This is a genomic window from Xanthomonas cassavae CFBP 4642, assembly GCF_000454545.1.
GTDB lineage: Bacteria > Pseudomonadota > Gammaproteobacteria > Xanthomonadales > Xanthomonadaceae > Xanthomonas > Xanthomonas cassavae.
In genome coordinates, this window is the sequence record NZ_CM002139.1 from 359,540 (window position 1) to 381,797 (window position 22,258).

Consider the following 22,258-nt stretch of genomic DNA (forward strand, 5'->3'; position numbering starts at 1 on the left):
ATGGAAGGACGGCTGATCGTAGATCCAAGTGCGTCATGAGCCGGATCGGCCAGTTCGCTGGCCGTTGCGACTACTTGATCAGCGTTGCCCTAACTCCCCGGTTAGCGGCGTTTGCCAGCGCCTGAACCAATGCCGATGAATTAAAATTCGGCGTCATTATCTGAATGTTGTGCTGTGCTGCGCTCACCGCAGCCAGAAAAGCTCTGTTTTGAGGATTGTCGTTATTGGTATTAAGAAGATTCCAGTCCGGACGTCGTGTAAGGACGGCCATCTTTAAGCCGTTGGTAGAGGAAGTCGCCGCAGTCTCTGGTGTGAAATCCAAATCTTCGGGCAATGGCGTGGTTTCTTGATCTGGATTAACTGCCCCGTTCCAGGCCACTATGAAATTGTCACGCATCCCCAAGGCAGAAGGCCCGGACACGGTGATGCCGAAGTCATAAGGGAACCTCTAAAAACCCCAGTATCCTGTCATCATTGACGTAATGCGATGCTAGCGGAGGGTGCTACAGATGATCAGTTTGTTCGCCGGTGAAGAACGTGATNGCTGAGAGCTTGGCCAACCATGTCAGAGTGCTGATGTTTCGAAAGCATCGTCACCTCCATGCACGCGCTACATCGGCTCCGGCATGGTTATTCGAGGTGCCCATAAGCTGGATTTTCACCATGGTTGCGTGACTGAACATTGGCGCCTGTCACCGCCGCCCTGGCGCCATCGACAATGACGCTCTTTGCGTGGATAGAGTTGGAAGAAGAATGTTGATGGACCCTGACCTGAAAGTCGAGATCTCTCGTCAGCGGCGCATACTTGTGTCCACTGCTTTTTTTAAAATTTCCAACTAGTGCTTCTGGATGAGACGGCCAGCGCTTAGGTCCGCTGCGGTTCTTGTTTGCCGACGTCAAACGCATGAAGTTTTGTGCAAAACCCGTTCCTTCATTGATGAGGAGACGAACACGGAGTCGCTCATGTGAGGCATCGGATGAGCTTGCTTGTTGTTGCGATGAGTGCAATGCTTCCAATAGCGCGTCAAGAATCATTTCGGCTCCCGGAGATCCAGGATCCCAAGCGAAGGTTTGAATGATCACCTCTTTCTTTGCCGTTCTTACGAGCTGGGCTTGCTTGGCGAAGACGGTGTCCCCGCCGATGTCGACGCTTTCCAGGATGTTTCCTTCGGAAACAATGCGCTCTGGCCGCACCGTCCCGGCTGCTGCGTGAGCGAGCGAAGCCTTGATGACGGCGGTTTCAAGTTGCTGCGCCGCCGATATGCCCGGCAAGCAGATATCGAGCCCGTGCTTGCAACGCTTGCCTGATGCGCGGACTTCACAGCACGTGAACTTGTCTCTGATTTCTTGGGCCGTAGCGGCTTCAGGCAGTCGAAGAGCGAGGACGACTGCGGACGCTCCGAGGCGGTATGGTCTGATCGCTTCTCGGAGCGGCACCCTACTTCTGAGTGATGATCCGCAATGTCGGTGTAGATGGTGAATTCATGCCGGTAATTGGAACATCTAGAACTTAGAAAATCGGCGACACGCAGGGGCAAGGAGGGCCGTTGCCATGAAGAAGGCAAAGTTCACTGAAGAGCGCAACGCGTTCGCCCTGAAGCAGGTCGAGACCGACACCGCGGTCGAGGAGATTTGCCGCAAGATGGGCATCAGCCAAGCGAGGTCTCCGCGTGGCGCAAGAAGTTCGGTGGGCTCGGCATTGCCGAAGTGCGCCGGCTACGCCAGCTTGAGGAAGAGAACCGCAAGCTCAAGCAGTGGGTGGCCTATCCGAACCTGGACAAGGTCATGTTGCGGGACGTGCTGGCAAAAAAGTTCTGAGGCCCACGCAGCGCAAGACGCGCGTGGGCCATCCTTGGGCAAACCGCGACTATGCGTCAGTCGGTCCAGCACCCGCCTCACGCCGTGGCCCGAGATCGCCCGTTCCACGTCGATGGCGACTGCTTCGTGTATCGCGTCGTCCACGATCACCAGGCACTTGATCACCCGACCTTCGGCGGTGCGATCAGATACGAAGTCCATCGACCAAACGTGATGGGCCTGCGATGGCCGCAGCAGCGGCTGACGCTCCTCGATCGGCACCTTGTTGCGCTTGCGACGCCGGACCTGCAGCTGCTGCTCACGGTACAGCCGCTCCACACGCTTGCAGGTGGTACCGCGTTGCTTCGGCCACTTCGTTCTTCGAACCCAAGAACACCGGCACGCGCTGATGCAGCTGCGTCGGCTGGAGGTCAAGGATGCGCTCGCGCCCGGTGGTGGCCGCGCCGCCTGCCTGTTCCACCAGCATGCTCATCGGGTTGGCTTCGTACATCAGGCGCAGCTTGCCCGGCTTGGACGCGTCCTTCTTGTCCCAGGGGTAGATGAAGATGCCGCCGCGGGTGAGGATGCGGTGCACGTCGGCGACCATGCTGGCGATCCAGCGCATGTTGAAGTCCTTGCCGCGGGTGCCGTCCTTGCCGGCCAGCAGGTCGCTGACATAGGACTGCATGGCCGGTTCCCAATGACGCTGGTTGGACATGTTGATGGCGTATTCGGCGGTGTCTTCGGGCACGCGCATGTTGGCCTGGGTCAGCAGGAAGCTGCCTTCCTCGCGCTCCAGGGTGAAGGCGTGGGTACCGTGGCCGAGGGTGAGCACCAGCATCGTGCTGGGGCCGTAGATGCAGTAGCCGGCGGCGACCTGCTGGGTACCCGGCTGCAAAAAGTGCTCGTCGCCGGGCTTCTCGGTGCCCTTGGGCGCGCGCAGCACCGAGAAGATGGTACCCACCGAGACGTTGACGTCGATGTTGGAGCTGCCGTCCAGCGGATCGAACAGCAGCAGGAAATCGCCGCTGGGGTATTGGTCGGGCACTGGCTGGCTGTGATCCATTTCTTCCGACGCGCACGCAGCCAGGTGGCCGCCCCAGGCGTTGGCTTCGAGCAGGATGTCGTTGCTCAGCACGTCGAGCTTCTTTTGCGCTTCGCCCTGCACGTTGCCGGTGCCGGCATCGCCAAGCACGCCGCCCAGGGCGCCCTTGCTCACGGCGATGGAAATGCGCTTGCAGGCGCGCGAGACGATGGTGATCAGCTGGCGCAATTCCGCATCGATACGGCCGGCGTGTTGCTCTTCGATCAGGAAGCGGGTCAGCGAGGGACGCGACATGGGAACGGGCAGCCTGTGTAGGAAGTGGGCCACCATTGTCGCCATTGCGCCGTTAGATTTCGATCACTTGCTGCGCGTTTGGCCGCGTGGATGATCGACTATGCGCGAATGGGGGCCGGTGATGGCGATGCTTGCCCCCATCCGCCCTTCGGGCACCTTCCCCCGTAGACGGGGGAAGGAAGCGGCGTCGGCGGGCAAAAAGAAACCGGGAGGCGTGCGCGCTTCCGGTTTGCAGTCCCTCCCTGCAGCTGCGTGCAGCGGTGGGCGCTTACATCCGGCTGACGGTCGCCACGGCCTGGGCCACGTAGTCCAGGTTGCGCTGGCTCAGTGCGGCCACGCAGATGCGACCGGTGCCCACCGCATAGATGGCGAACTCGTCGCGCAGGCGGTCCACCTGGGTCCTGGTCAGGCCCGAGTAGGAGAACATGCCGGCCTGGCGCTGGATGAAGGCGAACTGCGGGGCGCCGAGGGTGGCCAGCTTTTCGACCAGGCCGGCGCGCAGGGCGTGGATGCGCTCGCGCATCTCGGTCAGTTCCTGCTCCCACACATCGCGCAGTTCCGGGCTGGTCAGCACGCCGGCCACCAGTGCGGCGCCGTGCGTGGACGGGCTGGAATAGATGGTGCGGATGATGCGCTTGACCTGCGACTGCACCGCCTTGGCTTCGGCGGCAGTGGCCGAGACCACCGACAGCGCGCCCACGCGCTCGCCATACAGCGAGAACGACTTGGAATACGAGCTGGCGACCACGTAGCTGTCGATGCCTTCGGCGGCCAGCAGACGCACTGCGTAGGCGTCTGCCTCGATGCCCCTGTCGAAGCCCTGGTAGGCGATGTCGACGAACGGGAACAGGTTGCGCTCCTTCAGCAGCCCGGCGACCTGCGTCCACTGCTCGCGGGTCAGGTCCGCGCCGGTGGGGTTGTGGCAGCAGGCGTGCAACAGCACCACGGTGCCCGGTTCGAGCCTGGCCAGGTCGGCCAGCATGCCGTCGAAGTTCAGGCCGTGGGTCGCCGCATCGAAATAGGTGTAGTCCACCACCTCGAAGCCGGCCGCGCCGAACACCGCGCGATGGTTTTCCCAGCTGGGGTTGCTGATGGCGATGGTGGCGGTGGGCAGCAGCTTCTTGAGCAGGTCCGCGCCCACGCGCAGCGCACCGCTGCCGCCGACGGTCTGCGAGGTCGCCACGCGCCCCGCGGCCACCAGCGCCGATTCGGCACCGAACAACAGCTCCTGGGTGGCCTTGTCGTAGGCAGCCAGGCCGTCGATGGGCAGGTAGCCGCGCGGGTTGGCCTCCTGCGCCAGCTGCTGCTCGATCTTGTGCACGGCGCGCAACAGCGGGATGCGCCCGTTTTCGTCGTAATAAATGCCCACGCCAAGATTGACCTTGTTGGGGCGGCTATCGGCGGTGTAGGCCTCGGTCAGGCCCAGGATGGGGTCGCCTGGAACCTGTTCCACGTTTGCAAAGAAGGACACGGCATGACTCGCTGAAGGACGAAAGAGTGGGGGTACTTCCGGGTGGTTGGCCGCTGCAGGGCCAAACCACTTCATCGTAGCAGCCCATGGCGGGCGTAGCATGCTTCGTTCCGTACGCAACGATGCGGCCATCGTACGGATGAGGGACACTATGCCCATGCCCAGACTCACCCTGTTGGCCGCCGCGTGCGGCCTGTTCGTCGCGAGCACCGTGGCGCCCGCCCTGGCCGCCGAGCCGGCACCCGCGCCCCAGACGCTGCCGGCCGTGCAGGTGGATGCCGCCCGGGTGCACGGGGTGGACGACTTCGACCTGCCGGCCTCGTTCACCGTGGTGGCGGCCGACGACGACAACCGCCGCGGCGCGCAGGTGTCCGAGTTGCTGGACGGCATCCCCGGGCTGGTGGCGCGCGACCGCCAGAACTACGCGCAGGACACCCAGTTGTCGATCCGCGGCTTTGGCGCGCGCTCCACCTTCGGCGTGCGCGGCGTGCGGCTGCTGGTGGACGGCATCCCGGCCAGCATGCCCGATGGCCAGGGCCAGCTGGCGCACTTCAACATATTGGGCGCGGCGCGGGTGGACGTGCTGCGCGGGCCGTTTTCGGCGCTGTACGGCAATTCCTCCGGCGGGGTGCTGCAGCTGTGGAGCGCCGATGGCGCCCCAAACGATCCCTGGCGGCTGCGTGCCACCTATGGCAGCACTGCCACCGTCAATGTGGGCGCGCAGCTGCTCGGCCAGCAGGGCGCGGTGCACTACAACCTGGCCGCCAACCATTTCGAGACCGACGGCTTCCGCGACCATAGCCGCGCCAGGCGCGATTCGGTCAACACCAAGCTGGGTTTCGACCTGGCGCCCGGCAGCCGGCTGGATCTGGTCCTGAACGCCCTCGACGCGCCCGATGCGCAGGACCCGCTGGGCCTGAGCCGCGACCAGTTCACTGCCGATCCGCGCCAGGCCACGGCAGTGGCGACCCAGTTCAACACCCGCAAGTCGGTGCGCCAGAGCCAGGCCGGGGCCATCTTCACCCAGCAATTCGACAACCGGACACTGCGCGTGATGGCCTATGGCGGCCAACGCAGTGTGGAGCAGTTCCTGGCGATTCCGGTGGCGGTGCAGCGCAACCCGCTGCATGCCGGCGGGGTGATCGATCTGGACAGCAATTACGACGGTGCCGACGCGCGCTGGGCCTGGCAGGGGCAGGCGCTGGGCCGGCCGCTGCAGCTCACCGTGGGTGCCAACGTCGATCGCCAGCGGCAGCATCGCACCGGCTACGAGAACTTCGTCGGCGATACGCTGGGCGTGCAGGGCGCGTTACGCCGCAATCAGCGTGACCGGGTCGAAAACGTGGACCAATTCGCGCAAGCGTGGTGGCAGTGGAGCGCGCGCTGGTCGGCCCTGCTGGGTGTGCGCCATAGCGAAGTGCGCTTCGCGTCGGACGACCACTACATCGTGGGCGGCAATCCCGACGACAGTGGCCGGCGCGAGTATTCGGCCACCACGCCGGTGGCCGGTATCGTGTTCCGCGCCACCGACGATCTGCGCCTTTACGCCTCGGCCGGCCGCGGCTTCGAGACGCCCACCTTCAACGAGCTGGGCTATCGCAACGATGGCGCGGCCGGTCTGGCGCTGGACCTGGGCGCGGCCACCAGCCGCAACTACGAGATCGGCAGCAAGTGGCGCGCGCAAAGCGGCGCGGCGCTGCAGGTAGCGCTGTTCCGCGCCGACACCGACAACGAACTGGCCGTGGCCAGCAACACCAACGGCCGCAGCACCTTCCGCAACATCGGCGCCACCCGCCGCCAGGGCGCAGAACTCAGCTGGCAGCAACCGCTGGGCGCCACCCAGCAGCTGCAGCTGGCCTATACCTTTGTCGACGCCACCGTGCGCGATGGCTACCTCACCTGTGCCAGCAGCGGCTGCGCGGTGCCCACCGCGCCGGTGGCCAGCGGGTCGCGCCTGCCCGGCGTGCCGCGTCAGCAGCTGTTCGCGCGCTGGCAGTGGCAGCCGATGCAGTGGCAGGTCGCCGCCGAAGCGGTGGCCTCCGATGCCACCGTGGTCAACGACCTGGCCACCGAGCGTGCGCCCGGCTATGCATTGGTCAACCTGGAAGCCTCGCGCCGCTGGACCACCGCGCACGGGGCGCTACGCACGTTTGCGCGCATCGACAACGCGCTGGACCGCCAGTACGTGGGCTCGGTGATCGTCAACGATGGCAACGGACGCTCGTACGAACCCGGCCCGGACCGCACCTATACGGTGGGGCTGCAGTGGGATTTTGGTGGCTGAGCCTGTGCCGCCGGCGCTCGTTCTGCAACGCGCATGTCGCTTCACCGGGTCTGTTCCATCGCTTATCAGGCAAGCGCGCTAGGTGGGTCAACCGGATCGCTGATTCGGGTACACCGTAGACGCGCTTGCGGGCGCGCTGAAGCGCCGTTGATCACGCGCGTGCGCGCAGATCCATGTAAGTCGCTTGCCACAAGTGGTCAACGGTGACTCCCCCCTACGCGCTGCGGGTCTGCTGGCGGCCGCATGTTGGCTGGGCCGCCGCTGTCGACGGTCTCGACCCTGCACATCGGTGCAGGTGCGTCGCCGTTTCCCGGACGCATCGGGCACTAAGCGTTCCTGCGGTCGTGCATCCTCATCTGTGCGTTACCGGCGATGATGCAACGCAACCGAATTCCAGGTCGCATGCAGTACGCATCGCGGTTGAATGATGACGCGGCGCAACAGGAGTGGTGCCGACATTGCGCTAGCACTGCGGCGGGTATACACGTTGGGTCGTCACTCAGCCGGAGACCTTGATGAACGCGCAACCTTCCACCAAGCCGCTCAACACCGACCCGCGATCAATCTTCAAGCCGCGTTACGATAACTTCATCGGTGGCAGGTGGGTGGCGCCGGCCAGTGGCCAGTACTTCGATAACACCACGCCGATCAGCGGCAAGGTGTTCACTTCGATTGCCCGCTCCAACGCACAGGACATCGAAGCCGCACTGGATGCCGCGCATGCGGCCAAGGATGCCTGGGGCAAGACCTGCACCACCGAGCGTTCCAACGTATTGCTCAAGATCGCCGACCGCATCGAGCAGAACCTTGAACTGCTCGCCTACGCCGAGACCTGGGATAACGGCAAGCCGGTGCGCGAAACGCTCAACGCCGACGTGCCACTGTGCGTGGACCACTTCCGGTATTTCGCCGGTGCCATCCGCGCGCAGGAAGGCGGCATCTCCGAGATCGACAGCGACACCATTGCTTACCATTTCCACGAGCCGCTTGGCGTGGTGGGGCAGATTATTCCGTGGAATTTCCCCTTGCTGATGGCGTGCTGGAAGCTGGCGCCGGCCCTGGCGGCCGGCAACTGCGTGGTGATGAAGCCAGCCGAGCAGACGCCGGCGTCGATCCTGATATTGATGGAGGTGATCGGTGATCTGCTGCCGCCCGGCGTGCTCAACGTGGTCAATGGCTTCGGCCTGGAAGCCGGCAAGCCGCTGGCCAGCAATCCGCGCATCGCCAAGATCGCCTTCACCGGCGAAACCACCACCGGCCGGCTGATCATGCAATACGCCAGCCAGAACCTGATTCCGGTCACGCTGGAGCTGGGTGGTAAATCGCCGAACATCTTCTTTGCCGACGTCATGGCCGAAGACGACGAGTTTCTCGACAAGGCGGTGGAAGGCTTCGTGCTGTTCGCCTTCAACCAGGGCGAAGTGTGCACCTGCCCGTCGCGCGCGCTGATCCAGGAATCGATCTACGACAGGTTCATGGAAAAGGCGCTCAAGCGCGTGGCGGCGATCAAGCAGGGCAACCCGCTCGATCCCAACACCATGATCGGTGCGCAGGCATCGAGCGAGCAGCTGGAAAAGATTCTCTCCTATATCGACATCGGCAAGCAGGAAGGTGCCGACGTGTTGATCGGCGGCGAACGCAACATGCTCGATGGCGAGTTGGCCGAGGGCTTTTATGTCAAGCCCACGGTATTCAAGGGCCACAACAAGATGCGCGTGTTCCAGGAAGAGATCTTCGGCCCGGTGGTGTCGGTGACCACGTTCAAGGACGAGGCCGAGGCGCTGGCGATTGCCAACGACACCTTGTATGGCCTGGGCGCCGGCGTCTGGAGCCGCGACGCGTCGCGGCTGTACCGCATGGGCCGAGCGATCCAGGCCGGCCGCGTGTGGACCAACTGCTATCACGCCTATCCGGCGCATGCCGCATTCGGTGGCTACAAGCAGTCGGGCATCGGGCGCGAAAACCACAAGATGATGCTCGACCACTACCAGCAGACCAAGAACCTGCTGGTGAGTTATTCGCCGAAGGCGCTGGGGTTCTTCTGAGCGATAGGGTGTGCAGCCCACCAGAAGGGTGAGGCTGCACACCGTTGCCGATAGCTTGCGGATGAGAGTGCCGGCACCGATGCCTGCAAGGTCGATCTTCGGCGCAGTACCAATGGCCGCTTCGGGGATAGTGCAAGGTCAGGACTGGACGGCTACATCGCCATGGCACGGTTGGTTTCGCGTGCAGGCGCCTGGTCGACACCGATGGCCAGATCCTGTTGCAGTCTTTGCGTGGATTGTTCCAGGGTCTGCTGGGCTGCCTGATCGCGATCAACATAGGCGCGGCGATGTGCCGGGTCATCCCGCCGGCCTTCCACTATGAACAATCCATCACCGGCCTTGTTGGGAGTGACGTGGTCGATGCGGGTCAGCCCGCTGAGGCTGGCGTCCTGCACAAGCGTGCCGGCGGTCTGCTCCAGCTCCTTGTGGTCCGTGAAACCATCGGGGACCGAGCTTTTCCAGCGCGCCCACCGCTTGCTGGTACATCGCGTACTGCGGGTGCCCCTGGTCCGACAGCAGCAGCGGGCGTGATGTCTCATTGCGCTGGTGCGGCGTGGTGGTTGCGCGATCAGGCTGCCGTGGTTGCGCCGTGGCCAGCACCTTGCTGGTGTCGTGGCCGGCGATGCCGTCGTCGCTCAGCTGATGATCGCGCTGGAACGCCTGCACGGCCTGATGGGTGCGGTCACCGAACTTGCCGTCGGTACCTAATGCCTGGCCATTGGCGTCGGTGTAGCCAAGCGCATTGAGTCGCTCCTGCAGCGCTTTCACTTCCGCGCCGTGTTCGTCCTTGCGCAGAACACCATCGGCCATGGCTGCGGCGCTCACGGCCGTGGCGCCAACCGGAGCGGCAACCGTCCGGCCATCCCGGAAATGTCGGATACCCGAGCCGGGCCGGTGCGATCGGGCTGTGCATGCTGCGGACGCTGGTCGGTGGTGATTGCGCCACTGTCCATGTCGCGGATATAGCGGTCGGCCTGCGGCAGATAGCTGGCGTTGATGTCTACATGCACGTGCTTGCCGAAGGCTTTGGGATCCCCTTTGTTGAAGCCGCCCTGGATGCCGACCGACTGCCCGTATTCGATCCTGTCACCTGTCATCTGTCTCCAGCTGCAGGCAGCGCGCACCGCTGGATCGGCAATGATCGCCTCTAGAAACGTGGTGAATCCATCGTCGGTCTTTTTGCAGGCTCCCGGTGACAATTCGGGACGATTGGCAGCCGTGGCTGGGCGTGCTGTCGGTTCTGGCGCGTCTACAGCAGGCGTGGCCGCCGGGACAGGCATCTTGGTTGCCGCAGTCGTGGATTCCGATGCCTGGCAGCCCTGCAGCGGCAAGGCCAGCAGGGCGGCAGTAAGCAAACGTTGAGTCATGGTGGCGTTCCTTCCCTAGGACTTTTAAGGCACATGGTGAACCGGCGTGGGCCACGCGCCGGCACCAGATGCTCCTGTCCCGCGCGCCCTGACGCGCAGTATAGAAATGAACCGCAAGGGCAATTTTTACACCGCCGAGCCGTTTTGCGTGTCTGCACTACATCAGCATGAGCACTGTGCTGCGGTATGTGCATGCACGCCGGTACGCGCGGCAGGCGTATCGTGCTCGGCATGGCGGCCCGGATCTGGCTGCGGGAGTGGGCTGATGCAAGACAGCGACACGCATGTCGACTTACCAGCGCAGGTTACGGCCACGCTGGCGGCACTGCAGCTGATCGACACGCTGCGTGCGCGGCATGGCGATCTGCTGTTCCATCAATCCGGCGGTTGCTGCGATGGCTCTTCGCCGATGTGCTTTGCGGTGGGCGATTTCATCGTGGGCGACCGCGATGTGCTGCTGGGCGAGATCGCCGGTGTGCCGTTCTACATCAGCCCATCACAATTTGCGTACTGGAAGCACACCCAGCTGATCATCGATGTGGTGCCCGGGCGCGGCGGGATGTTTTCGCTGGAAAACGGCGAGGGCGTGCGATTCCTGGTGCGCTCGCGCCTGTTCAACGACGAGGAGATGGCGCAGCTATCGGCGGCCGGGCGGGTGTGATGCGTTGAGTGAACGGGCCTTGCCGAGGGATCAAGCGAGCACGACAGCGATCACGGCACGCTGCCTGGCTTCTTGGCCGGGGCGTCGTCATCGGCGGGAACCAGGGTATCTGGCGCGTCGCCCGCCCCCCGGTCTTCGTAGTGTTCGGCGTCGCGTTTGCCGCGCTGCTCGCCCGGTTGGGCGGGTTGTTCGCGTAGGGGGTCGCGGGTCATGGCTTGTCTCCTGCACTTCGATGGATGCCCGAGTTCACCGCGCGCTCGGTGAAGGCCGCGCAAATCGCAAAATGTATGCGCATTTCTCACGTCTGGATCACGGCAGCGGCGGTACTGATGACGGCCCATGCCGCACCGTGGAGCAGACCCATGCGCCCCCTGGACCGCCGTCCCGATCGTCGCCTGTTCAGGGCCCACCTTGACCCCGCATCGCCCAAGTGCGCGCACCACAAGGTGCTTGTTGCCGATCCGGTGGGTGTGGCCCAGGACTTCCATTACTACAGTCTGGCCGATTATCAGCGCCGCCGTCGCCGCGGCGGGCCGACCTGGCGCGATCTGTCACCGATCTACGCGTTCGCGCGCGTCACGCATGCGGCCGACTGGCCGCGCGGTGCCGATGCACAGTGCGAACAGGCGCTGGCGGCGCAATGGGAAAGCATGCGTGGCGGTTCGCGACTGGATTGGCTGCATGCACGCGACATCGTCGAGGATGCCTGGCTGGCGCTGGACCACATTCCCGACGCCGCCGTACACGGAGTAGCGCACTGATGGCACGACCGATCTGGACCGGCACGCTGTCCTTCGGCTTGCTCAATGTGCCGGTGTCGTTGATGTCCGGTGAGCGCAAGGTGGATCTGCACTTTCGCATGCTGGATTCGCGCGACAAGAAGCCGATCCGGTTCGAACGTGTCAACGCCGACACCGGCGATGAGGTGCCGTGGAAGGAGATCGTCAAGGCATTCGAGTACGACAAGGGCAGCTATGTCATCGTCGAGGAACAGGACATCCGTTCCGCCGCGCCGGAGAGCCACGAGACCGTGGAAGTGGAGACCTTCGTCAACGCGGCCGACATCGACCCGCGCTATTTCGAGAAGCCCTACATCCTGGTACCCGGCAAGAAGGCCGAGAAAGGCTATGTGCTGCTGCGCGAAACCCTGCGCGATACCGGCAAGGTGGGCATCGCCAAGGTGGTGATCCGCACCCGTGAATACCTGGCCGCGGTGATGCCGCAGGGCGATGCGTTGATCCTGCTGCTGCTGCGGTACCAGCAGGAAGTGGTGGACCCGCAGGACTACAAGCTGCCGGCCGGCGCGGTGGGCGACTACCGCATCACCGCCAAGGAGCAGCAGATGGCCAGGCAATTGATCGAGTCGATGTCCGGCACCTGGCGGCCGGAGGATTACCACGACGAATTCCGCGGCAAGCTGGAAAAGATCCTGCGCAAGCGCATCCAGGCGAAGGGCGGCACCACCAAGGTGGAGGCCGAGCCGCCGCCGCACGAAGACGCCACCACCAACGTGGTGGATTTCATGTCGCTGCTGCAGAAGAGCCTGCAGGCCAACACACGTACGCCAGCGAAGAAAACCAGCGCTGCCGTCACCTCGGCGCCGGCAAGGAAGACAGCCGCCAGGAAAGCCGCGAAGAAGGCGACCAAGAAGACCGCCAGCAAGGCGACCAAGAAGATCGCAAAGGCCGCACTGCGCCGCAAGGCCGGCTAGCCAATGGCCACGCGCAACCGCAGGACCAAGGTTCGCACCGACCCAGGCCCGGCGCAGGACCCCGGCAGTCCGGACAAACGCGCCACAGCGGCCTCGCAAGCCAGCAAGGGACGGAGCACCCGACGCAAGGCGAACGACAGCCAGTGGCGCACCCGCGCACTTGCACTGGAGGGTGTGCGCGACACCCCCTGTCCCACCGGCCTGCGCGCGCAGCTGACCTTGCTGCGCGCGCAGGCACCGGACGGCGATGCTGGTTGCATGAAATCAAGTGGGACGGCTACCGCTTGCTGGCCGATCTGGTCGACGGTAGCGCACAGCTGCGCTCGCGCAACGACCAGGCCTGGACAGCCAACTTTCCGGAGCTTGCCCGCGCCATCCAGCCACTGCCGGTCCGCGATGCGCGGCTGGACGGCGAGCTGGTGGTGCTGGATGCGCAGGGGCGCAGCGATTTTACCGCCTTGCAGCAGGCGCTCGACGGCACCGCGCGGCAACCCTTGCGCTACCTGGTATTCGACCTGCTTGGCGTGGCCGGAGTGGACCTGCGCAACACGCCGCTGGTGCAGCGTAAACAGCTGCTGCGCGCGCTGCTTGGCGACACGCCCGGCATGCTTGCCTATAGCGACCACGTGATCGGGCGTGGCCCCGACGTCTTCGCCGCCAGTGCCGACAAGGGCTGGGAAGGCATTGTCAGCAAGCGTGCGGAGGCCGTCTATCACGGCGGCCGCAGTGCCGACTGGGTCAAGACCAAGCACGAAGACAGCGACGCGTTCGTGGTGGTGGGATATACCGACCCGAAGGGCGCGCGCAGCGGGTTCGGTGCGCTGCTGCTGGCGCAACCCGAGGGCAAGGCGCTGCGTTATGTGGGGCGTGTGGGCACCGGCTTCGATGCCGTGTTGCGTGGCGAGATCACCGCGCAGCTACGCGCGCTGCAGAGCCACACCGCCACGCTGACATTGCCTGGTCGCCCACGCGATGTGCATTGGGTACGGCCGGAGGTGATCGCCGAGATCGCCTTCCGCGGCTGGGCGCGGCAGGGCTTGCTGCGGCAGGCTGCATTCAAGCGGCTACGACCAGACAAGCCGGTGAGCGACCTGGGTGGCGACCGAGGCAGCCCCGCCACTGCAACACGCACTACCACCACACGCAAGCAGCGCGTTGTCGCGCGCAACGCCACGAGCAGCCAGGTGACCACGTCCAGGGCCTCACGCAGTGCAGCCGACCGGCCTGCGCAGGAACGCCTGACCCATCTGCGCTCCAGGCGCAGCAGCACCTCAGCGACAGTCGCCACGTCCGCTGCACGATCAGTCACGTCCGGTGCGGCGACTGGCGCATCCGAAGACAGCGTGACAGTGACCCATCCCGAACGTGTGGTGTTTCCTGCGCTGGGAGTCAGCAAGGGCGAGGTGGCCGCCTACTATCGCGCAGTGGCGCCGCTGGTGCTGGCCGAAGTTGCACGCAGGCCGCTGTCGTTGCTGCGTTGTCCCGATGGCGTGGGCGGCGATTGCTTCTTCCAGAAGCACCAGGCCCGTCAGCTGGGCGCCCATATCAGGACGGTCGCGCTCAAGCAGAAACGCGGCACCGAGGACCATCTCTACATCGACGATGCGGCGGGCTTGCTCGAACTGGTGCAGATGAACACCCTGGAGCTGCATCCCTGGGGCGCAGGCATCGACGATCCGGAACACCCGGACCGCCTGGTCTTCGACCTGGACCCGGGCGAAGGTGTTGCCTGGAGCGAGGTGGTGGCGGCAGCACGCGACATCCGCACCAAGCTGCGGGCGGCGGGCTTGGAAAGCGCGGTGCGCTTATCCGGTGGCAAGGGCCTGCACGTCGTGGTGCCGATCGTGCCGGAGGCGAGCTGGGAGCAGGCACGCGACTTCTGCGAAGCGTTCGCGCAGGCGCTGGCCACGCAGGCGCCTGCGCGCTACGTGGCGACCATGAGCAAGGCCAAGCGCGAAGGCGTGATCTTTATCGACTGGCTGCGCAACGGGCGTGGCAATACCAGTGTGTGCTCGTGGTCGCTGCGTGCACGCGCCACTGCCACCGTGGCGGTACCGCTGCGCTGGGAGGAGCTGGGCAAGCTCAGCGGCCCGGATGCATTTCCGTTGGACAAGGCCGTGCAGCGTGCCAGGCGTCAACGCAGCGACCCCTGGGCCAGCGTGCTGGCGCTCAGTCAGTCTCTCCCCGGCTAGAGGCCAGGCGCAGAGCGCACCGTGGTGAAACAGGATGTGATGCAGGCGGGCAATGCACCGCGTGCGATTGCAGCGGGTCACGGCCGCTTTGTCAGGGGAACGTGCCTGCGCGCGACTGCTTCCTCGGTGACGGCCTGTCGCGCTCGGGCGCGCTCCTACGCAGCCAGCGATACCGGTCGGTGCGCCGCCCTTGGGGATGTCGATAAGGTTCCCGCGTCGGCGAACCTCAAGAATCGAAACACGTAACGCGCGATGCTGTGACGATTCCCGATTCCCGATTCCCGATTCCCGATTCCCGGCATCAAGGCGACACCACCGCCTCGCGCGTCACCCGGCTCAACGCATCGGCGCTGATCTCGGCAATGGACTGCGTGCCGGTCAGCGTCATTGCCACGCGCATTTCCTTTTCGATCAGCGTCAGCAGGTTTTCCACACCGGCCTGGCCGCCTGCGGCCAGCGCATAAACGAAGGCGCGGCCCAGCAACACCGCATCGGCACCGAGCGCGAGCATGCGCACCACATCCAGCCCGCTACGGATGCCCGAGTCGGCCAGGATCTTCAGCTCGCCTTTCACCGCATCGGCAATGGCCGGCAATGCACGCGCACTGGACAGCACACCGTCGAGCTGGCGCCCGCCATGGTTGGACACCACGATGCCATCGGCGCCCAAGCGCACCGCATCGCGCGCATCGTCCGGGTCCAGGATGCCCTTGATCACCATCGGCCCGGTCCAGAGTTCGCGGATCCATTCCAGGTCCTTCCACGAGATGGATGGATCGAAGTTGGCCGCCAGCCAACCGATGTAGTCCTGCAGGCCGGTGGGGCTGCCGCGGTAGGCAGAGATGTTGCCCAGGTCGTGCGGCTTGCCGAGCAGGCCCACGTCCCAGGCCCAGCGCGGGTGCGTCACCGCCTGCAGCATGCGCCGCAGCGACGCATTGGGCCCGCTCATGCCCGAATGCGCATCGCGGTAGCGCGCGCCCGGCGTCGGCATGTCCACGGTGAACACCAGCGTGGTGACGCCGGCCGCCTTGGCGCGCTCCAGCGCGTTGCGCATGAAGCCACGGTCCTTGAGCACGTAGAGCTGGAACCACATCGGCCGTTCGATCGCCGGCGCCACTTCCTCGATCGGGCAGACCGACACCGTGGACAAGGTAAACGGAATGCCGCGCGCAGCCGCCGCGCGGGCGGCCTGCACTTCGCCGCGCCGCGCGTACATGCCGGTCAGCCCCACCGGTGCCAGGGCCAGCGGCATCGCCAGCGTCTCGCCGAACAGCTCGGTGCTCAGGCTCAGGTCGGACATGTTGCGCAGCACCCGCTGGCGCAGCGCGATATCGGCCAGGTCGGACACATTGCGCCGCAAGGTGTGCTCGGCATACGCACCGCCATCGATGTAGTGGAACAGGAACGGCGGCAGGCGCGCCTGGGCAGCAGCACGGTAGTCGGAGGTGGCGGAAATGATCATCGAAGGCGAGGCGGGGGCAGGGGAGCCGCCGAGTGTAAGGCGATCGGCATGCGAGGGCATCGCGCGCCTGGCCGATCATCCGCTCCATGTCGAGGTCTTGCTCCGTGCATTGCCTGTTCCGTCGCCGTTGGCAGGGCTTGGTCGCATGTCGCTGGTCTCCGTGCCTGCGGGTAGCAGGATGCAGTCGTGGCCCGCAAGCCAATGCGGCCCTGCCCGCATCGGCCATCTCAGGCTGCAGGACGGCCATCCAGGAGACAGTGGCAATGCGCGCAGCGAAAGCGATCGGACCGTCTGCATGGCTGGCAGCCAGCCCGGCCCTGGCCTGGGCCGGAGACGCGCTGGCGGCCGATGCCCCGGTGGCGGACAGCGCGCCATCCAGCTTCGAGCGGCGCATCGAGCAGCTGCGCTGGAGCTGCGCGCACAGGCCGCGGCCGCGCGCTGACCGACAGGGTATCGGCCAACGCGGCGCGTCGCGCTAGGCGTCGAAGGCAAACTGGCCGTGGAATCCCAGCGGCACTGCGTAGGGCAGCCAGGCCTGCGCCACTGGCCCGGCATCGACGTGACGAGCGTCCAGCACCATCAGCCCGGTGCGTGCACGTCGGGTGTCCAGCACGGTGCCGACCAGCCAGCCATCGTCGGGGCGGTCGCTGCCGGGCCGGGGCACGAACACGTGTTCTTCGGCCAGCACATGCGCGCCATAGCGATGCACCTGGCGCCGGTCGCGTTCCAGGTCGTAGGCGGCCACGGCATTGAGGAACGGCGACTGGTTCGGCCCGTCGATGCACGGCGCGTACAGGCGCGCACCCTGCGTGCCCGGCGTGCGGCGGTCGAACAGCGGCAGTTCCAGGTTGTCCACCGGATGCGCCTGCCAGTGCGCACGGCCACTGGCCAGGTCCAGATGCAGGCTGCGCAGCTGCACCGGGGCCGGCGCGGCCGCCGGGTCGCCGTGCATGGCTGCACGCATCGGTGAGCGCGCTTCGTCCGGGTCGGTATGCACGATGGCGCGCACCACGATGCGGTCGCGTTGCGCGTAGGCATCGGCGAGGTGGTAGGCCACCGCGAAGTCGGCCTCGAACCAGCGTGGCTGGTCCAGCGCATCCTTGGGCACCACCGCAATCCGGCACGGCGCCTCGGGCGTGAAGCGCAGTTGTTCGAAGAATGCGCCGTCGCCATCCAGCCGCCGATACGGCGCCAGCACCAGGATCAGATGCCGCTGCGTCATCGCAAAGCTGTGCAGGTAGCCGGGCGCGTCGGTCTGCAGCAGCTGCACGGTGCGCAGCGTGGCATCGGCGTTCAGATGCCACAGCAGCACACCGGTGGCGCCCACGATGCTGATCGACCCGAAGTTCCAGGCGCTGCCGTCGGCATCGATCAGCGGATGCGCCGAGAACGGCATGGCCGCCAGATCTTCGCGCCAGGTCACCGGGCCGAGCGTGCCCAGTGCATCCGGGTCCACCTCGATCGCCGAACCGGCTTCCCACAGCACAAACAGGCGGCCGTTGAGCCGCATCACCGAGGTATTGGCGGCATTGACGTCGTCGTTGTTGCGCGCCGGCTGCATGTCCGGCACCGCGGTGCCGGCGGCACGGTACAGAAAGCGCCCGGCCTGCTGCTCCTGGGTGAATTTATGCGTGGCCACCATGCGCCCCAGGTGCCGCACCTGGGGGCCGCCCAGCTGCCAGCGGTGCAGCATGCCATCGCCATCGAACCAGTGTTCGTAGCGGAATCCGGCACGCTCGGTCCAGGCCGGGCCATTGCGGTACAGGCTGCCTGCCAGCCGGTCCGGCAGGGTGCCCTGCAGCGGCACGCTGGTCGGCCCCAAGGTGGCGCTGTCGACGCTGCGCCAGCCCAGCAACCAGGGCGTGCGTTGCAACTGTGCATGAAACGCGGCGGCGTCCGCCGCATGGGCCGGCGCGCTGCGCAGTGCCAGGCTGCCCAGCGCAGCACTGCCGGCGGCAGCCAGCACCGATTGCAGGAAGCGGCGGCGGTGCATGCGGTGCTCCTTTCGCGTGGCAGCTCAGCGCATCTGCACGGCGATGCGTTTACCGGTGGCCGGCAGCGCGAACACGATCTCGTCGAAGCCGGGTTTACGCATGCCGGTGGGGTTGTTGCTGAAGCCATAGCCTTCCACCGGCATGCCGATCAGGTTGGTATCGAGCTTGCCGTTGGCGTTCTCGTCGTGATTGATCATCACCGCATAGCGCCCCGGCGGCAGGTTCTTGAACTGGACATGCGGCGCAGCGCTGGCGATGGGCACTGTCTGCGCCTGCACCGGCGGCTGGCTGCCATCCAGTTGCGCGGCGCTGGCGATGACTGCAATGCGCAAGGTGCCCTGCTGCGAGCGCAGCCCGGTGATGCCCACGTCCAGGTCGGCGGCGTAGGCGGCAGCGCTGCCGAGCAGGCTGACCAGGGCGGCGGCACAGGCAAGGGTACGGGCAAGCATGCAATTCTCCTGACGGCGTTGGAAGGCGAAGGCTGGGGCCGATGGTACGCAGCGCGTCACGGCCGTGGCGGTGGCGCCGGTCGCAGATCGGCCCATGCGCAGCCTGCCTACACACTGCGGCAGGGCGATCGATCCCGCACCGTGCAGGGCCGAACCTGTGTGCGAGCCGGCGAAGTGGCTTCGCTCGCAGGACGCGGCGGTTTCACCACACCAGCGGCCGCAGGCGATGGCTGTGCGCCGCATACGCCGGGTAGGCGATGGGAAAGGCGCGCTGCAACGCGGCTTCTTCAATGCGGATGCGGCGCAGGAACACCCAGGTCACCGGCAGCACGATTGCCAGCAGCGACGCTGCACTGCCCATGCCCAGCGCAAGCCCGTAGAAGGCCATCAGCGCGCCGGTGTAGGACGGATGCCGCAGCCAGCGGTACGGGCCGCTGCGCACCAGTTGATGACCGGCCTGGATGGTGACATCCACCGTGAACCAGCGCGCCAGCACCGTGATGGCCCACACGCGCACCGCCAGCCCGCCGCCGATCAGCGCACACGCCGCCCATCGCAGCGGTTCCTGCCAGGCGTGCGGCCAGTGCATGACGCCGGCAAACGCCAGCCCCACCGCCGCCGCAATGGACAGCGACAGCACCCGCCACAGCTGGCCCAGGGTGCCGCGGTCGTGCGTGCCGCCATCGGCGGCGCGGCGCTGCTGGCGCAGCCACAGTTCGTAACCGATCCACAGCAGGCTGAGCGCGGTGAGCAGAGGGGATGCAGACATGGGAGAGCTCCGTAGTGGATGGAAGACGACGTGGATGGATGGCAAGGACGCAGGCAGCAAGCCGCAGACAGCAGAGAGCAGGCGGTTGAGAGGGCGGCAGCGTCGCTGCCATCCAGCACGTGGTCCATGCCAGGCGCTGCGCTGGCTCACCTGGCATCGGTGTCCAGCGGCCAGTGAGGCCAGTGTGCCCAGCGCCGGTGCGGCCGACAGGAGCCGCAGGTCATCAATCCCACCTGCCAGAAGTCACTTTCTGCGGGCGCCCCATTGCCGGCCAGCGGCGTGGCGGTCAGCATCGCCGCATGAAACATGTCCTGCGCGAGTTGATTCAACCCCTGAGCCTGGCCGGGCTGATGGCCATTGCGGCGGTGGCGCTGTCGTTCAACGCCGTCCCGTCGGCGCACGGTGGCTGGCGTTGGGTGGCCCTGGCCGGGTTTACCGTCCTGTTCCTGCTGCGCGACCTGCTGCCGCGCCAGGACGTGGCGCGCAATGTGTCGTTGCTGCTGCAGGCAACGCTGGCGCTTGGCCTGACGGCGCTGCAGCCACGTGCCGGCACCACCCCGGTGCTGCTGGTCATGCTGGTGGCGCAACTGGCGATGGTGTGGCCGCCGCTACGGGTGGTGGCGCTGGCGCTGGCCATGAACGCGATCATGTACGCCTTGTTCGTGCGTGCCGGCTTCGACGACGCGCTGCTGTCGGTCGTCGTGTACGCCAGCTTCCAGGCGTTTGCCGCGCTCACCGCCTATTACGCGCGCAGTGCCGAGCGCGCGCGCGACGCATTGGCCTACGTCAACGCCGACCTGCTGGCCACGCGCGCATTGCTGGCCGACAGCGCGCGCGATGCCGAGCGCCTGCGGCTGGCGCGCGAGCTGCACGACGTGGCCGGGCACAAGCTCACCGCCATGCGCATCAATCTGCGCCTGCTCGTCGCCGACCCCGCACTGGCAGGGCGCGACGACATCCGGGTGGTGGAGCAGCTGTCCGCCGACCTGTTGTCGGACATCCGCAACGTGGTGCAGTCCTTGCGCGATGACCAGGGCCTGGATCTGCAGACCGCCCTGCGTGCGCTGGCCGCACCATTCCCGCACCCGACCTTGCGGCTGCAGATCGATGCCGACGTGCGTGTGACCGATGCCCGCGTGGCCGAGCTGCTGCTGCGCCTGGTGCAGGAGGCACTCACCAACGCCGTACGGCATGCCGATGCCAACGAAGTGGCCGTGCACCTGCAGTGCCAGGACGCGCAGCTGCGCGTGGATATCCACGACGACGGCCAGCGCACCGAGCGCATCCGCGAGGGCAATGGCATCACCGGCATGCGCGAGCGGCTGGCGGCCCTGCACGGCCAGCTGCAGCTGGAGCGCACCGCGCAGGGCGGCATGCATCTGATTGCTACACTGCCGCGATGAGTCCACTTCGAATCGCCCTGGCCGACGACCAGGTCCTGGTCCGCGCCGGCCTGCGCGCCTTGCTGCAGCAGCAAGGCGTGGAGGTGGTCTGCGAGGCCGACGACGGCCAGGGCCTGCTGGACGCGCTGGCTACCACCGCGGTGGACGTAGTGCTCAGCGATATCCGCATGCCCGGCATCGACGGCATCCAGGCGCTGGAGCGGCTGCGTGCCCGCGGCGACCGCACCCCGGTCCTGCTGCTCACCACCTTCGACGACGGCGAACTGCTGCTGCGCGCCACCGACGCCATCGCCCGGGTCGCCGCCGGCGACACCCTGCTGCAGCCGGTCAGCACCGACCCGGTGCGCGCGCGCTACCAGTTCCGCGACCAGCAGGCCCCACGCGAGACCTTCAACGAACGCGAGGTCGCCATCCTGCGCCTGCTGGCCGGCGGCTATTCCAACAAGGAGATCGCCCGCACCCTGTTCCTGGCCGAAGGCACGGTGAAGAACTACGTCTCCACCATCCTGGAAAAGCTCGGAACCCGCGACCGCACCCGGGCGGTGTTGAAGGCGATTACGTTGCGGGTGATTTGATTGCCGGGAGGCGGGATTCGGGAGTCGGGAGTCGCGATTGGGGATTGGTGAGCGCGACCCCGGGGCAGCATGAAGTCAGGGGCCGATGCAGGCATTAGGCGCCGATGCTCGCAGGGAAAAAGCCCCTCTCCCGGCGGGGCGAGAAGGCGCCGCTTGCGCGCCACTGGCGCGCGTGCCTTGGAGCGCCCGCGCTGCTGGCGCGGGCTGGGGCGCAGAGCGGGGGTGGGGGTGAGGGGACGGGGTGAGGGGGCGGGGGCGAAGCCACCTCGGGGTTTGAACCAACAACCGGAGCTGGCCCGGTGCGCCGAGTCTATGCACCTGTTCTGTAAAGGATTTCGGGCGTCCGTCAGGCGGGGCCAGCAACCGTAAGGTTGCCGTCAGGTCAGGCGCCGCATCAGACACCAAGGTCGTCCGGCGGCCTCTGGAGCCGCCCGGAACCGCGTCGCGCTCCGGCCTGCTGCGGAGCCCGTCATGCGCCCCTTCCGATACGTTGCCTTGCGGTCAATTGTTGCCGTCATGGTCGTCTGGTCGTTTCCGACTCAGGCTGAATTGCCCGGTCCATGGGTCCAGGCCGCTCTGCTGGCTCAAGCCCAGGGCTGCGGCAGCAGCAGCGTGGTTGCCGTCACCCACAGCAGAGACGACCGGTCGCGGGAGCTGCACGCCGCCGCTGATGCGAACGCTGACGCCGATGCCGTACTGGACCGTGGTCAATGCTTGGGCAGGGAATGGGCTGGGCGAG

General features: G+C 66.1%; 22 protein-coding genes and 2 pseudogenes. 10 read left to right on the plus strand and 14 right to left on the minus strand.

The annotated features are described in order from the left end of the window. Window positions 1-70 precede the first annotated feature (70 nt). Both XCSCFBP4642_RS28030 and XCSCFBP4642_RS28035 read right to left on the minus strand, forming a co-directional pair. Window positions 71-397, minus strand: coding sequence for a phosphatidylserine/phosphatidylglycerophosphate/cardiolipin synthase family protein (locus XCSCFBP4642_RS28030; RefSeq protein WP_152527193.1), 327 nt, complete (start codon window positions 395-397; stop codon window positions 71-73). A gap of 233 nt (window positions 398-630) precedes the next feature. Next, complete coding sequence (locus tag XCSCFBP4642_RS28035; protein ID WP_152527194.1) at window positions 631-1,272, minus strand: phospholipase D-like domain-containing protein; 642 nt, start codon at window positions 1,270-1,272, stop codon at window positions 631-633. Between the two features lie 280 nt (window positions 1,273-1,552). On the opposite strand from XCSCFBP4642_RS28035, the pseudogene XCSCFBP4642_RS29330 reads away from it, so the two are divergent. After that, window positions 1,553-1,812 (plus strand): annotated as a pseudogene (locus tag XCSCFBP4642_RS29330) (transposase); the annotation flags it as partial. Here the strand turns inward: XCSCFBP4642_RS29330 and XCSCFBP4642_RS23765 are convergent. The 3 genes and pseudogenes from XCSCFBP4642_RS23765 to XCSCFBP4642_RS0101565 all read right to left on the minus strand — a co-directional run. Next, a pseudogene (locus tag XCSCFBP4642_RS23765) lies at window positions 1,756-2,142 on the minus strand (DDE-type integrase/transposase/recombinase); the annotation flags it as partial. The pseudogenes XCSCFBP4642_RS29330 and XCSCFBP4642_RS23765 sit on opposite strands and share 57 nt — an antisense overlap. Beyond that, entirely contained in the window at window positions 2,117-3,136 is a 1,020-nt protein-coding gene (locus XCSCFBP4642_RS0101560) for a class 1 fructose-bisphosphatase (protein WP_029218238.1), read from the minus strand. The pseudogene XCSCFBP4642_RS23765 and the gene XCSCFBP4642_RS0101560, both read right to left, overlap by 26 nt. Window positions 3,137-3,404: 268 nt before the next feature. Beyond that, on the minus strand, window positions 3,405-4,607 hold the full coding sequence (locus XCSCFBP4642_RS0101565) for an amino acid aminotransferase (protein ID WP_029218239.1): 1,203 nt from the start codon (window positions 4,605-4,607) through the stop codon (window positions 3,405-3,407). A gap of 157 nt (window positions 4,608-4,764) precedes the next feature. Between XCSCFBP4642_RS0101565 and XCSCFBP4642_RS0101570 the strand changes: the two genes are divergently transcribed. Beyond that, window positions 4,765-6,891, plus strand: a complete 2,127-nt coding sequence (locus tag XCSCFBP4642_RS0101570) for a TonB-dependent receptor family protein (RefSeq protein WP_029218240.1) — start codon at window positions 4,765-4,767, stop codon at window positions 6,889-6,891. Between the two features lie 515 nt (window positions 6,892-7,406). Continuing rightward, window positions 7,407-8,936, plus strand: a complete 1,530-nt coding sequence (adh, locus tag XCSCFBP4642_RS0101575; protein ID WP_029218241.1) for an aldehyde dehydrogenase — start codon at window positions 7,407-7,409, stop codon at window positions 8,934-8,936. A gap of 152 nt (window positions 8,937-9,088) precedes the next feature. On the opposite strand, the gene XCSCFBP4642_RS30655 is transcribed toward adh, so the two are convergent. From XCSCFBP4642_RS30655 to XCSCFBP4642_RS29810, 3 genes are read right to left on the minus strand one after another with little or no spacing between them, the layout of a single operon-like run. Beyond that, window positions 9,089-9,331 carry an XVIPCD domain-containing protein gene (locus XCSCFBP4642_RS30655; RefSeq protein WP_152527195.1) on the minus strand — a complete coding sequence of 81 codons (243 nt, stop codon included), beginning with the start codon at window positions 9,329-9,331 and terminating at the stop codon, window positions 9,089-9,091. Beyond that, window positions 9,267-9,761: a peptidoglycan-binding domain-containing protein gene (locus tag XCSCFBP4642_RS23770; RefSeq protein ID WP_053329511.1), complete on the minus strand. Its 495-nt coding sequence runs from the start codon at window positions 9,759-9,761 to the stop codon at window positions 9,267-9,269. Before XCSCFBP4642_RS23770 ends, XCSCFBP4642_RS30655 begins: the two co-directional genes overlap by 65 nt. Beyond that, window positions 9,758-10,033, minus strand: coding sequence for a hypothetical protein (locus XCSCFBP4642_RS29810; RefSeq protein WP_029218243.1), 276 nt, complete (start codon window positions 10,031-10,033; stop codon window positions 9,758-9,760). Before XCSCFBP4642_RS29810 ends, XCSCFBP4642_RS23770 begins: the two co-directional genes overlap by 4 nt. 535 nt (window positions 10,034-10,568) lie before the next feature. Here XCSCFBP4642_RS29810 and XCSCFBP4642_RS0101595 point away from each other — a divergent pair. Then, complete coding sequence (locus tag XCSCFBP4642_RS0101595; RefSeq protein WP_029218244.1) at window positions 10,569-10,964, plus strand: DUF779 domain-containing protein; 396 nt, start codon at window positions 10,569-10,571, stop codon at window positions 10,962-10,964. A 50-nt stretch (window positions 10,965-11,014) separates the two neighbouring features. Here XCSCFBP4642_RS0101595 and XCSCFBP4642_RS29335 read toward each other — a convergent pair whose 3' ends face one another. Further along, entirely contained in the window at window positions 11,015-11,176 is a 162-nt protein-coding gene (locus XCSCFBP4642_RS29335; protein ID WP_167331377.1) for a hypothetical protein, read from the minus strand. 150 nt (window positions 11,177-11,326) lie between these two features. Between XCSCFBP4642_RS29335 and XCSCFBP4642_RS0101605 the strand changes: the two genes are divergently transcribed. From XCSCFBP4642_RS0101605 to ligD, 3 genes are all read left to right on the plus strand, one after another. After that, window positions 11,327-11,725 carry a hypothetical protein gene (locus tag XCSCFBP4642_RS0101605; protein ID WP_029218245.1) on the plus strand — a complete coding sequence of 133 codons (399 nt, stop codon included), beginning with the start codon at window positions 11,327-11,329 and terminating at the stop codon, window positions 11,723-11,725. After that, window positions 11,725-12,675 (plus strand): non-homologous end joining protein Ku, encoded by a 951-nt coding sequence (gene ku / locus XCSCFBP4642_RS0101610; protein WP_029218246.1) that lies wholly within the window; start codon window positions 11,725-11,727, stop codon window positions 12,673-12,675. The genes XCSCFBP4642_RS0101605 and ku overlap by 1 nt, the downstream gene beginning before the upstream one ends. Window positions 12,676-12,929: 254 nt before the next feature. Further along, a complete protein-coding gene (gene ligD, locus XCSCFBP4642_RS23775; RefSeq protein ID WP_228325739.1) occupies window positions 12,930-14,867 on the plus strand; it encodes a DNA ligase D in 1,938 nt (645 codons plus the stop codon). A 301-nt stretch (window positions 14,868-15,168) separates the two neighbouring features. Here ligD and lldD read toward each other — a convergent pair whose 3' ends face one another. Further along, window positions 15,169-16,329, minus strand: coding sequence for an FMN-dependent L-lactate dehydrogenase LldD (lldD, locus tag XCSCFBP4642_RS0101620; protein ID WP_029218247.1), 1,161 nt, complete (start codon window positions 16,327-16,329; stop codon window positions 15,169-15,171). Window positions 16,330-16,592: 263 nt separating this feature from the next. Between lldD and XCSCFBP4642_RS0101625 the strand changes: the two genes are divergently transcribed. Continuing rightward, a complete protein-coding gene (locus XCSCFBP4642_RS0101625; RefSeq protein ID WP_029218248.1) occupies window positions 16,593-16,808 on the plus strand; it encodes a hypothetical protein in 216 nt (71 codons plus the stop codon). Here XCSCFBP4642_RS0101625 and XCSCFBP4642_RS0101630 read toward each other — a convergent pair. The 3 genes from XCSCFBP4642_RS0101630 to XCSCFBP4642_RS0101640 all read right to left on the minus strand — a co-directional run bounded on the left by XCSCFBP4642_RS0101630 (window position 16,805) and on the right by XCSCFBP4642_RS0101640 (window position 19,541). Continuing rightward, a complete protein-coding gene (locus tag XCSCFBP4642_RS0101630; RefSeq protein WP_029218249.1) occupies window positions 16,805-18,322 on the minus strand; it encodes a carotenoid oxygenase family protein in 1,518 nt (505 codons plus the stop codon). The two genes, XCSCFBP4642_RS0101625 and XCSCFBP4642_RS0101630, sit on opposite strands and share 4 nt — an antisense overlap. Before the next feature lie 24 nt (window positions 18,323-18,346). Continuing rightward, window positions 18,347-18,739, minus strand: coding sequence for a DUF2141 domain-containing protein (locus tag XCSCFBP4642_RS0101635; RefSeq protein WP_029218250.1), 393 nt, complete (start codon window positions 18,737-18,739; stop codon window positions 18,347-18,349). Between the two features lie 235 nt (window positions 18,740-18,974). Beyond that, entirely contained in the window at window positions 18,975-19,541 is a 567-nt protein-coding gene (locus XCSCFBP4642_RS0101640; RefSeq protein ID WP_029218251.1) for a methyltransferase family protein, read from the minus strand. Between the two features lie 299 nt (window positions 19,542-19,840). Here XCSCFBP4642_RS0101640 and XCSCFBP4642_RS0101650 point away from each other — a divergent pair, with 299 nt between their 5' ends. Beyond that, a complete protein-coding gene (locus XCSCFBP4642_RS0101650) occupies window positions 19,841-20,944 on the plus strand; it encodes a sensor histidine kinase (RefSeq protein ID WP_029218252.1) in 1,104 nt (367 codons plus the stop codon). Beyond that, window positions 20,941-21,519, plus strand: coding sequence for a response regulator transcription factor (locus tag XCSCFBP4642_RS0101655; RefSeq protein WP_029218253.1), 579 nt, complete (start codon window positions 20,941-20,943; stop codon window positions 21,517-21,519). Before XCSCFBP4642_RS0101650 ends, XCSCFBP4642_RS0101655 begins: the two co-directional genes overlap by 4 nt. Before the next feature lie 501 nt (window positions 21,520-22,020). On the opposite strand, the gene XCSCFBP4642_RS29090 is transcribed toward XCSCFBP4642_RS0101655, so the two are convergent. After that, complete coding sequence (locus tag XCSCFBP4642_RS29090; RefSeq protein WP_029218254.1) at window positions 22,021-22,230, minus strand: hypothetical protein; 210 nt, start codon at window positions 22,228-22,230, stop codon at window positions 22,021-22,023. Window positions 22,231-22,258 lie beyond the last annotated feature (28 nt).

Bases quoted from the DNA above. Each gene is read 5' to 3' on its own strand.
- XCSCFBP4642_RS28030 (WP_152527193.1), bottom strand. From the start codon at position 397: ATGCGTGACAATTTCATAGTGGCCTGGAACGGGGCAGTTAATCCAGAT.
- XCSCFBP4642_RS0101560 (WP_029218238.1), bottom strand. From the start codon at position 3,136: ATGTCGCGTCCCTCGCTGACCCGCTTCCTGATCGAAGAGCAACACGCC.
- XCSCFBP4642_RS0101640 (WP_029218251.1), bottom strand. From the start codon at position 19,541: ATGTCTGCATCCCCTCTGCTCACCGCGCTCAGCCTGCTGTGGATCGGT.
- XCSCFBP4642_RS0101570 (WP_029218240.1), top strand. From the start codon at position 4,765: ATGCCCAGACTCACCCTGTTGGCCGCCGCGTGCGGCCTGTTCGTCGCG.
- ku (WP_029218246.1), top strand. From the start codon at position 11,725: ATGGCACGACCGATCTGGACCGGCACGCTGTCCTTCGGCTTGCTCAAT.
- XCSCFBP4642_RS0101650 (WP_029218252.1), top strand. From the start codon at position 19,841: ATGAAACATGTCCTGCGCGAGTTGATTCAACCCCTGAGCCTGGCCGGG.
- XCSCFBP4642_RS0101605 (WP_029218245.1), top strand. From the start codon at position 11,327: ATGCGCCCCCTGGACCGCCGTCCCGATCGTCGCCTGTTCAGGGCCCAC.
- XCSCFBP4642_RS29810 (WP_029218243.1), bottom strand. From the start codon at position 10,033: ATGACAGGTGACAGGATCGAATACGGGCAGTCGGTCGGCATCCAGGGC.
- XCSCFBP4642_RS0101625 (WP_029218248.1), top strand. From the start codon at position 16,593: ATGCGCGCAGCGAAAGCGATCGGACCGTCTGCATGGCTGGCAGCCAGC.
- lldD (WP_029218247.1), bottom strand. From the start codon at position 16,329: ATGATCATTTCCGCCACCTCCGACTACCGTGCTGCTGCCCAGGCGCGC.
- XCSCFBP4642_RS0101655 (WP_029218253.1), top strand. From the start codon at position 20,941: ATGAGTCCACTTCGAATCGCCCTGGCCGACGACCAGGTCCTGGTCCGC.
- XCSCFBP4642_RS0101630 (WP_029218249.1), bottom strand. From the start codon at position 18,322: ATGCACCGCCGCCGCTTCCTGCAATCGGTGCTGGCTGCCGCCGGCAGT.
- XCSCFBP4642_RS29335 (WP_167331377.1), bottom strand. From the start codon at position 11,176: ATGACCCGCGACCCCCTACGCGAACAACCCGCCCAACCGGGCGAGCAG.
- XCSCFBP4642_RS0101595 (WP_029218244.1), top strand. From the start codon at position 10,569: ATGCAAGACAGCGACACGCATGTCGACTTACCAGCGCAGGTTACGGCC.
- adh (WP_029218241.1), top strand. From the start codon at position 7,407: ATGAACGCGCAACCTTCCACCAAGCCGCTCAACACCGACCCGCGATCA.